The sequence below is a fragment of the Paenibacillus sp. OAS669 genome, assembly GCF_014873645.1.
In the GTDB taxonomy this organism is placed as follows: domain Bacteria; phylum Bacillota; class Bacilli; order Paenibacillales; family NBRC-103111; genus Paenibacillus_S; species Paenibacillus_S vulneris.
Map to the genome: position 1 here is coordinate 379,659 of NZ_JADBDR010000005.1, position 11,915 is coordinate 391,573.

Here is an 11,915-nt window from a genome sequence, read left to right on the forward strand (position 1 = left end):
TCCTCCCTCTTATGAACTAGTCTCGCAAACCGCATCGTGAGATAGTCATTTTTACTTATCTATAGATTTATATGGTTTGCGCGGGAAGAGCATGACTATATTTTTTGCAGGATATCGTAAAGGCTGCTCATATCCTCGGGCCAGGGGCATTCAATGTCAAGCTGCTCCCCCGTCAGAGGGTGGGGAAATCCTAGTCTTTCTCCGTGAAGCGCTTGCCGGTTTATATGCTGAGTCGTGCCGCCATACAGCTGATCGCCCCAAATCGGATGGCCCATATAGCTCATATGGACCCGAATCTGATGAGTGCGGCCTGTCTCCAATTGCAGTCTAACCAGGGCGGCTTCACCCCACTGTTCAACCACTTCGTATTGGGTCACGGCCCGCTCCCCTGTCGGTGAGACCCGTCTGCGTGCAGGATGGTGCCTGTCTTTTCCGATGGGGGCATCTATCGTGCCCTTTTTTTGTTTGAGCCTGCCTTGTACTATGGCCGCGTATTGGCGCCCGATCCGCTTCTCCCGCATTGCGGCGTCCAATATCTGCTGCGGCCATTCATGCTTGGCGTACAGGACCGGTCCCGTCGTATCTTCATCCAATCTATGAATGTGCCGCACCCTGCAGGATTGCCCCGTTGATTCATAGTAGCTGGCTACTGCATCCGCAAGCGTTGCAGCCTGATTCGTACTCGCGGCACTGTCTCCATGCACCTTCATTCCCGGCGGCTTTTGGACAACCAGGCAAAAATGATCCTCGTACAACACTTCTAACGGTGCCCATGGATGCATATGGTTTATCGGTTCATTCGGAAACAGGCGAAGACGGACCCGGGGTCCTTTGATGGATACCCCTCCTGTTTGCATTAATTGCTTCAAATATTTATCCGAAAGACTTAGGTACTCTTTAAGCCCCTCCTCCGACTCCAATACTCTCGGAAGCCTGAGTTCAAGCCATTCTCCTTTTTTCTGCCACGGAATCATTCACCATGCTCCTTTCATGGCTTTTATTGTAACAAATTGCCGGCAAATCTTCATGGTACCCTGCAACTTCGCCGCTTGGGGTTCGTCTATCATATTGGAACGGGATATGGTAGAATAATAGAGTTAAAAACCGTTTATGTTCATTATTAAAACAGGAGTGGACAAAGTGAGCACTGCCATACATTTCTTGGAAGCAACGAGGCAGCAGCTTCGCGACTGGAGCTGGCTGAAGAAGTCGCTGATGCTTATCGCCATTATTACGTTCATGACGTCGAGCTTTTTATTCCTGACGAAGCCGGGAACGGATATTCGGATCTGGATGGCTCAAACCGTCATCATCACGCAGCATCGGGACTGGGCCTGGATGTTTGTCGGCACGGAAATGCGTGACGATCTGGTCAAGCAGCTACATACCTTCGTTGAAGAAAATGCAGTTGAAAAGCAGCTACCCGGTATGATTGCAACAACAACTAAAAGAATACGTTCTATCGATGAGCTAGTAAAAGTAGAAGATATTTCCGGCAAGCTGTGGAAAGGTAAGCGGATGTACGTTTACGATCCCAAATCGATACGGATCATGACCCCGGAAAAGCCTGGTGAAGGGGAGAAAATCACCTCCATGGTCAAACGGACCGGGGCGGTAGCCGGTGTCAACGCCGGCGGATTTAACGATCCCGAAGGACTCGGCAACGGGTTTGCCGCTCTTGGCGCCATTATCTCCGGCGGCGAGGTCATTTATACGGACCAGGACGGCAGCGTTCCGCAGCATATTGTCGGATTTACGAAAGACGGGACACTCATTATCGGAAAATATAATATTTTCGAGCTGCAGGAGATGGGCATCTCGGAAGCCGCATCGTTCTACCCTCGTGTCATTGCTAACGGAAAGCCGCTTCCTATTAATGACGGCAGCCGCGCACCGCGAACGGCGGTAGGACAGAAGGCGGACGGAACCGTCATCTTCATCGTCATCGACGGACGCCAGACCCACAGCGTTGGGGCTACCTTGAAGGAAGTTCAGGATTTGTTTATGGAAGACGACGTTATCAATGCAGGATTTCTGGATGGCGGGGCCTCCTCCGAATTGGTCTATAACGGCGAGCTGGTCACGAAGCCTTCCAGCCGGTATGGCGAACGGCGCCTGCCTTCAGCCTTCCTGGTTTACGATCATCCTGAGAACGTAGTAGCGAACCGGGTATGGGACGGAATCGACAAGATCGATCCAGGCGGTTCCTATGACCATCCGGATTTTTTGAAAGAGCAGGCTGAATTGAAAGCCAAGCAGAAAAACAACCCGACGCCGGCACCTACTCCGACTCCGTCATCTACCCCTTCGGCAAACACGAACAAAGGGGAACCGACGAAGCCGGATACGGGCAGCAATGCGGGAACCAACAAAAACGGCACCAGTACACCGGGCACGACCAAGCCTCCTGCCGGTAAAGATACGGATGCCAAAGAAACGAACGGCGGGAAAGCAACACCTGGGGATAAGGAGACAGCTCCGCCGAAAACTACGCCGACACCATCGCCTGGCACTTCGAACAACAACGGCGCAGATGCAACAACTCCGCCAACGGGGCAGCCATCCGGTAATAACAGCAACACCGGAAATAGCGGAAACAGCGGAGCCAGTACACCGCATCCGCAAGGGACACCGACGCCATCGCCGGCTACTAACCCTACTCCTACACCTCCGGCGAACAATAATCAGGTGCAGGAGCCATCCGCGAAACCGAATACCGGCGGGACGTCAGGTACATCATCCGATTCCGCAGGTAAGGCTACTCCGGGAACTTCTGCGAGCGGCAGTGCGGCACCGTCACCGACGCCTTCAACGACGGCAACGGGGACCCCTGTTCCAAATAAAACCGAATAGAAGGCTAGAAACAACAAGACGCTTCCTAAGTCAGGAGGCGTCTTGTTTGTTATTCACGCTTCAGGAAGTCCTTCTGCTCTTCCAGAGAGGTTCTACACGAGCAATATGGCGTGACGGGACTTTCCTATTCTAGATCCGACCAATACCCCATATAAAGAGAACTCTTGACCTTCGGTGCTGCTGATTCAGGTGCTTTTGGGGGGCTTGGAATGGATATATGCGATAGCAAAAAAGCTTGCCCTCTGCCTAGTATAATAAGCAGCGGACAAGCTTGGGTTCCATCTTTAGACTTACAGCTGTTTCAGCGCCTCATAATGAGCGGCAATTGTCTGATCGATATCTTCGTCCGTGTGCACCGTAGATACGAACATGCCTTCAAACTGAGAAGGAGCGATGCTGACTCCCAAATCAAGCAGCGCGGCAAAGTAGCGATTAAACCGGTTCAGATCCGAGGTTTTTGCCGTCTCATAGTCAATGACCTTCTGATCCGTGAAGAAGGGGCAGATCATGGAGCCAACCCGGTTGATCGTGCTTGCGATCCCAAGCTCCTTGGCATTGCGAGTGAACCCTTCCTCCAGCTTCGCGGATTTGCGTTCAAGCTCCTCATATACCCCAGGCTCACCTAGAAGCTTCAATGTGGTATAGCCTGCCGCCATCGCGAGCGGGTTACCGGATAAAGTTCCTGCTTGATAGATAGGACCGCTTGGTGCGATCTGCTCCATAATGGCGTGCTTCCCGCCATAAGCGCCGACAGGGAGACCCCCTCCGATGATTTTACCCAGACAGGTCAAATCAGGGTCAATGCCGTACAAGCCTTGGGCGCAATGAAGACCTACGCGGAAGCCGGTCATTACTTCGTCAAAGATTAACAAGCTGCCGTAACGGCGAGTGATATCGCGCAAGCCCTCCAGAAAACCCGGAAGCGGCGGGACAACTCCCATGTTGCCTCCTATCGGCTCCACAATGATAGCGGCAATCTCTTCGCCGAATTTTTCAAAGGCCAGCTGAACCGATTCCAGATCATTATAAGGAACGGTAATTGTATTTACGGCAACGCTCTCCGGAACCCCTGGACTGTCAGGAAGTCCTAGGGTAGCTACGCCGGAGCCCGCCTTGATCAAGAGGGAATCGGCATGACCATGATAGCAGCCCTCGAATTTGACGATCTTGGCTCTCTTCGTGTAGCCTCTGGCCAGCCTCAAGGCGCTCATCGTCGCTTCGGTTCCGGAATTCACCATACGCACCATTTCGAGAGAGGGAACGCGCTCGATAACGAGCTTGGCCATCTCGGTTTCCAGTTCCGTAGGCGCTCCAAAGCTGGAGCCCTTCTCCGCCGTCTGCTTGATAGCCTGGACAACGTCCGGATGGGAGTGACCGACGATCAGCGGCCCCCAGGAGCCTATGTAATCAATAAACTCGTTGCCATCAATGTCATAAACGCGTGAACCCAGTCCGCGTTCCATAAATAAAGGAGTTAATCCAACCGATTTGAAGGCGCGAACCGGACTATTTACACCTCCGGGAATGACTTCCTTCGCTTCCGCGAATGCTTTGGCCGACCGCTCGTCGGAACGTTTGCGCATGCTCATTTCAATACCCCATTTCACCGTCTATTAGGATCCTAATAAAAGGCGGATGGGAACACCTTTCTTGGTTCAGCCATCCGCTCTACCTGTTACTTTCCGTTGCATTGCTCGTACACGACGTCGCTGAGCGTCTCCATGTACAATGGATCGGTATTCAGGGACGGTGTACGCTCCAGATGGATCCCCAGCTCTTTGGCTACCTGCTGGGCCTCGATGTCGAGATCGTACAATACCTCCAGATGATCGGATACAAACCCGATCGGACAGATGAGCACATTCTTCACTTGCTCTTCCTTCGTAATGGTATGAAGCACATCCAGAATGTCCGGTCCAAGCCACGGCATAGCCGTTTGACCCGCGCTTTGCCACCCGAACTGCCAATTGGTCACTCCTGTTTGCTCCGCAATTGCTTTGGAGGTGGCGAGCAGCTGTTCTGGATAAGGATCTCTCATCTCTACTATTTTTTCAGGCAGGCTGTGCGCGGTGAATATAACCCGGACTTCCTCCTTCGGCGTACCTTCAAAGCGCTGCAGGGTTTCGGTCACGCGATTGGACAAGGCTTCGATAAGCTTCGGGTGCAAATGATAGCTCTTAACGAACTTAATGTCCAGACCGCCAAGCTCCTCGGCCTTTTCTTGAGCGCGCTTGATATATCCGCCTACGCTCATAATGGAGTAGTGTGGAGCAAGCACAACGCCCACCGCCTGCTCGATGCCATCCTTGATCATTTGCTCCACGCCGTCCTCAATAAATGGCGACGCATGCTTTAAACCTTGGTAGCATACAAACGTTTTATCCGGATGACGTTCGTTCAGCATTTGCTCCAAAGCCTGCACTTGCTTGTTCGTATTTTCTCTTAACGGGAAAAATCCGCCCACGATAGCATCGTACCGGTCTGTCAGCTCCTTGAGCTGCTCAGGGCTAGGAGGATTCCCTCTGCGTATATGAGTATAATAAGCCTCTACTTGGTCCAGGCTCTCTGGAGTTCCGTAGGACATGACTAACACGCCGATTCGCTGTTTGGTCATTAGACACCACTTCCTTGTTTCGATTGGGCGATAGCTTCACGAGAATATTCGTGTACAAATTCCGTCAATTCTCTCAGCTTGTCGATAGACGCTTCCGGGAATACCCCGTGGCCCAGGTTAAAGATGTAGCCCGGCTGTTGAATTCCCTGATCAATGATAGCTTTGGCCTGCTCTTGGATCACCGACAGCGGTCCGGTCAGAACCGTAGGGTCCAGATTGCCTTGTACCGCAAATTTCGGTCCGATTCTCTTGCGAGCTTCGGAAATAGGCACACGCCAATCCAACCCTATGACATCGGCATCGATGTTAACAAGGCTGGAATGAAGCTCGCCGGAGCTTACGCCAGGGAAATAAATTTTAGGCTGCTCCAGGTGCTTGAGCTCGGCAAAGATTCGAGTGATCGTAGGCAGTACATAGGTCTGGAAGTCTCTCGGAGACAAAGCCCCGACCCAGCTGTCGAACAACTGAACCGCCTTGGCTCCTGCGGCAATCTGTGCCTTCAAATAGGTAATGATCATATCTCCAAGCTTATCCATCAGTTTAAACCAAACATCGGGCGCTCCATACATCAGAGCTTTCGTGTGCAGATAGTCTTTGGACTTGGATGGCCTGCCTTCGACCAAATAGCTGGCGATGGTAAATGGTGCACCGGCGAATGTAATGAGAGGAACTTTAAGCTCCGCCACAAGAATTTCGATCGTTTTAATAATATGGGATAAATCCTGCTCCACTTGAATCGGGCGAAGTCTGTCCACATCCTCTGCCGTACGGACCGGGTTATGGATAACGGGTCCAACATCCTTAACGATGTCAAAATCAATCCCGATCGAGGCAACCGGATTCATAATATCCGAATACAAAATAGCCGCGTCGACGCCAAGCTTTTTGACCGGCATCATCGTGACTTCCGCGGCAAGCTCAGGCTGCCTGCAAATCTCAAGAAGGCTATATTTTTCTTTAATTTTACGGTAATCCGGGTCCGAACGTCCTGCCTGACGCATATACCAAACCGGCAGCGTATCTACAGGCTGCTTCTTACAGGCTTTAATGAAATTATCGTTATAGCTCATCCTCTATACCTCTTTCCGCGAACTCCTATGATCTATTAACATTATGCCCTATTTGGCAACCTCTAACAACCGATTGCCTATCGTAGAATCCGACAAAAGTATGACAAGAACCGCGACGCGGCGAGAAAAAAAGAGCTTTTCCACTAACCGCAGTCAGTATGAAAAGCTCTTGCTTCTTCCCGAACCCCGTACTATTGCTGTTCCTTCAGCCATTGGGCTACGTCTTTAGCAAAATAGGTAATAATCAAATCGGCGCCTGCGCGCTTGAAGCCGATCATCGTTTCCATAACGATAGAACGCTCGTCTACCCAGCCCTGCTGTGCGGCCGCTTTAATCAGTGAGTATTCACCGCTGACATTATAAGCTACAAGCGGCAGATCGAACTGATCGCGCAAGGTGCGAATAATATCCATGTAAGCCATAGCAGGCTTCACCATCAGGAAATCCGCGCCTTCAAGCACATCGGACTCCGCTTCACGAAGCGCTTCGCGTGCATTGCCCGGATCCATCTGATACGTTTTGCGGTCACCGAATTGAGGCGCCGAATGTGCAGCTTCACGGAATGGTCCGTAGTATGCCGAAGCGTATTTAACCGAATAGGACATGATCGGCACATTCTCAAACCCTGCTTCGTCCAAGCCTTGGCGAATAGCCGCTACGAACCCGTCCATCATATTCGAAGGAGCGATAACGTCGGCCCCCGCTTTCGCTTGCGATACCGCCGTACGGACAAGCAGCTCCAGCGACTCATCGTTAAGAATCTCGGCGCATTGCGTTTTCTCATCAACATGAACGACGCCGCAGTGGCCGTGGTCTGTAAACTGGCACAGACAGTTGTCGGCCATCACGAGCAAATCAGGATGGAGCTCTTTAATTCGGCGTGTCGCTTGCTGTACGATGCCATTATCGTCATATGCCGAGCTGCCATGAGCATCCTTATGCTCGGGAACGCCGAACAGCATGATAGCCTCAATGCCCAAGCTCGTAATCTCCTTCAGCTCTTGCTCCAGCGTATCCAGCGAAAAGTGGTATACACCCGGCATAGAGCTGATTTCTTCTTTGATTTGAGAGCCGTGTGTAACGAAAATAGGATAGATCAGATCATGAACCGATAAAGTTGTCTCTCTTACCAAATTGCGTAGTGCTTTGGAGCCGCGTAATCTTCTGTTGCGTACCATAGGAAATCCCATGCTGCTTCCTCCTTAACCTTTATCTTGATTGTTCCCTATTATGCCTGGCTGTACATGCTTTGGACCAAAGAAGCAACCGTTGCTTCCTCGGCCAGGTAGTCTACCTTAAGGCCCGCTTCCTCCGCGGTCTTGGCCGTCATAGGCCCGATACAGGCAATCTTGCATGGCTGCAGCAGTTCAAGGGGCTTGTCTGCGCCTAGCTGCTGCAAAGCGATAATGAGGTTCGTTACGGTCGATGAACTTGTAAACGTTATGGTATGGATCGTATTCTGTTCCAACAGCTCAATGATTTCCGAGCCTCCGCTCGTATCGAGAACCGTTTCATAGACATCTACTTCCGTTACTTGAAGACCCATTTGTCTTAATGTCGCCGGGATGTATTCCTTCGCGATATCGGCCGTGGGCAGCAGCACCTGCTGACCAGGCTTCAGCTCCTTGGCAAAGGCGGCGAGCATCTCGTCTCCCTGGAACTTGGCAGGCAGCTCCTCGGCAACTAACCCCCGCTGCGCCAATGCTTCCGCTGTCTTTGGTCCTACGGCCACGATCCGGGCGCTGCTCATTGTCCTTACATCGACGCGGTTCTTTTGCAGCCGCTGGAAGAAATATTCCACCCCGTTGACGCTTGTAAAAAAGATCCACTCAAAACGGGACAGCTGAGTAAGCGTGTCGTCAAGCTTCTGCTGTGCTTCCGGCTTCGAAGGAGGCTGGGTCCTGATAACAGGAAATTCAATCGCCTCGCCGCCAAGCTCCTCAATCAGCTGGACCAGCTCACTCGCCTGGCTCCTTGCTCTAGTGACGAGAATACGCCGCCCGAACAAGGGCTTCTTCTCGAACCAAGCCAGCCTCTCGCGAAGCTTCACAACCTCCCCTACGATGATGACGGCGGGAGATTGGAAGTTGGCTGCGCGGACCTTGTCGACAATATCCGTTAGGGTGCCCGTTAATGTTCTTTGATCCATCCAGGTTCCCCAGCGAATCAGCGCAACCGGAGTGGAAGGCGACTTGCCGCCGTCGATCAGACGGCTGCATATGAAATCCAGATTTGCTACGCCCATAAGAAAAATGAGCGTGCCCGACGCTTGCGATAAATTATCCCAATTGACACTGCTATAGGTTTTATTCGGGTATTCATGCCCGGTCACTATCGAGAAAGAGGAGGTAAAATCCCGGTGCGTCACCGGGATTCCCGCATAAGCAGGCACCGCGATCGCAGATGTGATTCCCGGAACGATCTCGAACGGAATGCCGTTATCCACGAGCAGCTCCGCTTCTTCTCCCACACGTCCGAAGACGCTCGGATCCCCGCCCTTCAAGCGGGTTACCGTCTTGCCCTGCAGCGCTAAATCAACAAGCAGCTGATTAATTTCCGATTGCTTCATCATGTGCTTATCGGGCAGCTTGCCGACAAAAATTTTCTCGGCGTCCGGCTTCATATGCTTCAGCAATCTAGGACTTGCCAGCCGGTCGTATACGACGACATCGGCTCGTTGAATCGCCTCCAGTCCCCGTACCGTAATGAGCTTAGGGTCTCCTGGCCCAGCTCCTACGAGATATACGACACCTTTGCTCACCTCAGCTCAACTCCTCACTGTCGCCAATATATCTTCGGCTCCCTGACCAATTAAAGACTCCGCTACGTGGCGGCCCAGCTTGTCCGGGTCAGTGCCTGTCATCGTTTCTTTCAAAAGCAGCTTGCCGTCCGGCGAGCCTACCATTCCGGTCAAAGTAATAGCCGGATTGCCGCCCTTATCCCCGAGGCTTGCAAAAGCCCCGATAGGTACCTGGCAGCCTCCGTTCAATCTGGCAAGAAAGCTTCTTTCGGCCGCTACCGCCAAAGCGGTAGGCTCATGATTGTAGTGCTTGAGCAGTCCAAGGACGAACTCATCGTCGCTGCGGCACTCGATGCATAGTGCTCCTTGCCCTACTGCAGGCAAGCTAATCTCAGCTGGAATATAGACGCTGATCCGATCCTGCCAGCCGATCCTGTGCAAGCCTGCGGCGGCCAGCAGAATGGCGTCAAAGCCTTCCGTCTCGAGCTTCTTCAATCTCGAATCAATATTGCCCCGAATGGATTCAATCTTCAAGTCGGGACGGTAGTTCTGCAGCTGACAGGAACGGCGCAAGCTGCTGGTCCCTACCTTGGCTCCTTGAGGAAGTTCGTCCAATCCGCGGCCTTCACGGGAAATCAGGCAATCTCTAGCATCCTCGCGGCGCGGAACCGCGCCTATCCTTAATCCCTCCGGCAGCTCCGCCGGCATATCTTTCATACTATGTACCGCGATATCGATCTCTCCGTCGAACATCGCCTGCTCGATCTCTTTGACAAAGAGGCCTTTGCCCCCCACCTTGGATAAGGTCACATCCAGAATGCGGTCGCCTTTGGTTACGATTTTTTTCAGTTCAAACTCGCATTCGATCCCAAGCTGCTTGGACAGCTCGCGCAGCTGCTCTACGACCTGACCGGTCTGGGTTAATGCAAGAGCGCTTTGCCGGGTTCCTACTACGATTTTGCGCATGTATGTCAGCCCTCTCTATGATCAAAATAATATTTGGTGCCAAGAGCGTTTCCTCTTTCATAGCGGATGCTTTAAATGCTATGTCCCTCCCGTAGAAGGTAACCGGCTTTGAAGCCAATCTTTAACCCGTTCCATTCCTTCTGTTGTCGGATCTTTGTGAATGATCTCCATCAAATTCAGACGATCCGGAGGCTCAAGCCGTCCAGAACGGATTAACAGGAGCAGCTCCCATTCCAGCATATGCCGGAACCACTGTTGGCGTACGGCCGTGTCCTCGACGATGCTTTGGACAAACACCCGCAATTCCTGAAGCAGGTCCAAATACGCCTCATACTCATCGCCGAACGTCTCCTCTAGCTGCTGCTTCACTTTACGGGCTGCTGCCGGACTTGCACCCGCTGTCGAAACTGCAATAAGCAGCCTCCCGCGGCGAACTGTCGCAGGCACAATAAACCCGCTCCCTTCCGAATCATCCGCCACATTGACCAGCTTGCCCATCGCTTCCGCTTCCATACGTATGGCTGCATTCACTTCCGAACGATTCGTAGCGGCAAAGACTAGCAGCGCATTGGCCAGCTCCTGCATTCCGGGCTGATAGGTTGATGGGATGTGTTTTATAGTTCCGTCCTTAGCCCAGCCTCCCAATCGAGGCGTACAGGCGGGGCTGATGACGGTTACCCTTGCCCCTGCCTCAAGCAAAGCCTCAGCCTTCCGTTCGGCTACCGATCCACCGCCTATTATAACACACGGCTTGTCCTCTGCCTGAAGCATCAACGGGTAGTACGTTTTTCTTCTCTTCATTTCACTGCTTTGCCCCCTCGCTTTGCCCGAACTATTAAGACCACTGGTGAAACGAGGAATAGAAGTTAGCGAACACAAAATTTAAAGCCATAATAAAAAATGCGGCAAGATTCCACAATGCCAGCTTATAACCCGGCGTCTTGAGCAGAATGCGCTGGAACAGATAAAAGATATAGGCAAGCAGGACAAACCATGAGTTGATAACTTTAGGATCAAAGAACAAGGACAAATCATGCTGCAAGGAGATCCAGACAACCCCGAGCGACATGCCGAACAGCAATAGCGGTGTCCCGATGACAACGGATACGAAGGAGTAATAATCCGTCTTATCCAGGCTGGGAAGTCTCTGCATAAGCTTCGACCACTTCTTCTCCTTTAATTGACGATGTAAGAATAAGTACATGCCCGAGAAAACACCGGACACAACAAAGGCTACATAGCTTCCCAGTGAGAAGCTGATATGGATGAACAACACCTCATCGCTCACATTCCAGTTGGCCAATGTCGGCGAAACCTTCGGATTGCTGAAGAAATTAAGCGCAAGTACGGTAAACCCTATCATATTTACAATAAACACAAACAGCTCGATACGAAAAAAACGGTTCACTACAAGCGAAACCGTTACAAGCAGCCAGGATAGCATAAACAGCGTTTCAAACATGGAAAATGCCATCGAACGGTCATGCCAAACCAGGTTAACAACCAAATACATCGTTTGCAGAACCCAAACAAAAGAAAGCAACCCTGTCCCCATCCGTTTTGCGCTTCGGTTCGGACCTACAAAGTCCGAGAAGTAAAACAGCAGGCTCAGGGCGTATATATAAATAATGACATCGTACAACCAGCTTTTCGCGACCATGGCACCTCTCCA

The 11,915-nt window shown here is 51.8% G+C and carries 10 protein-coding genes; 1 reads left to right on the forward strand and 9 read right to left on the reverse strand.

The annotated features are described in order from the left end of the window. Positions 1 to 95: 95 nt before the first annotated feature. Entirely contained in the window at positions 96 to 974 is an 879-nt protein-coding gene (locus GGC63_RS14230) for an RluA family pseudouridine synthase (RefSeq protein ID WP_192702870.1), read from the reverse strand. Positions 975 to 1,140: 166 nt separating this feature from the next. Between GGC63_RS14230 and GGC63_RS14235 the strand changes: the two genes are divergently transcribed. Continuing rightward, the gene (locus tag GGC63_RS14235) at positions 1,141 to 2,853 is read left to right on the forward strand and encodes a phosphodiester glycosidase family protein (protein WP_318781052.1); all 1,713 of its coding nucleotides are present in this window, start codon (positions 1,141 to 1,143) and stop codon (positions 2,851 to 2,853) included. Between the two features lie 290 nt (positions 2,854 to 3,143). Here GGC63_RS14235 and hemL read toward each other — a convergent pair whose 3' ends face one another. The 8 genes from hemL to GGC63_RS14275 form a co-directional block, all read right to left on the reverse strand. Further along, positions 3,144 to 4,442, reverse strand: a complete 1,299-nt coding sequence (gene hemL / locus GGC63_RS14240; RefSeq protein WP_192702872.1) for a glutamate-1-semialdehyde 2,1-aminomutase — start codon at positions 4,440 to 4,442, stop codon at positions 3,144 to 3,146. Positions 4,443 to 4,528: 86 nt separating this feature from the next. Continuing rightward, complete coding sequence (gene hemH / locus GGC63_RS14245) at positions 4,529 to 5,467, reverse strand: ferrochelatase (RefSeq protein WP_192702873.1); 939 nt, start codon at positions 5,465 to 5,467, stop codon at positions 4,529 to 4,531. Then, positions 5,467 to 6,537 carry a uroporphyrinogen decarboxylase gene (gene hemE / locus GGC63_RS14250; RefSeq protein WP_192702874.1) on the reverse strand — a complete coding sequence of 357 codons (1,071 nt, stop codon included), beginning with the start codon at positions 6,535 to 6,537 and terminating at the stop codon, positions 5,467 to 5,469. The genes hemH and hemE overlap by 1 nt, the downstream gene beginning before the upstream one ends. A 191-nt stretch (positions 6,538 to 6,728) precedes the next feature. Next, a complete protein-coding gene (gene hemB / locus GGC63_RS14255) occupies positions 6,729 to 7,727 on the reverse strand; it encodes a porphobilinogen synthase (protein ID WP_192702875.1) in 999 nt (332 codons plus the stop codon). Between the two features lie 38 nt (positions 7,728 to 7,765). Beyond that, entirely contained in the window at positions 7,766 to 9,298 is a 1,533-nt protein-coding gene (cobA, locus tag GGC63_RS14260; protein WP_192702876.1) for a uroporphyrinogen-III C-methyltransferase, read from the reverse strand. 6 nt (positions 9,299 to 9,304) lie between these two features. After that, positions 9,305 to 10,243, reverse strand: coding sequence for a hydroxymethylbilane synthase (hemC, locus tag GGC63_RS14265; RefSeq protein WP_192702877.1), 939 nt, complete (start codon positions 10,241 to 10,243; stop codon positions 9,305 to 9,307). Positions 10,244 to 10,321: 78 nt separating this feature from the next. Then, complete coding sequence (locus GGC63_RS14270; RefSeq protein WP_192702878.1) at positions 10,322 to 11,044, reverse strand: bifunctional precorrin-2 dehydrogenase/sirohydrochlorin ferrochelatase; 723 nt, start codon at positions 11,042 to 11,044, stop codon at positions 10,322 to 10,324. Positions 11,045 to 11,078: 34 nt separating this feature from the next. Further along, the gene (locus GGC63_RS14275) at positions 11,079 to 11,903 is read right to left on the reverse strand and encodes an inner membrane protein YpjD (RefSeq protein WP_079910008.1); all 825 of its coding nucleotides are present in this window, start codon (positions 11,901 to 11,903) and stop codon (positions 11,079 to 11,081) included. Between the last annotated feature and the right edge of the window lie 12 nt (positions 11,904 to 11,915).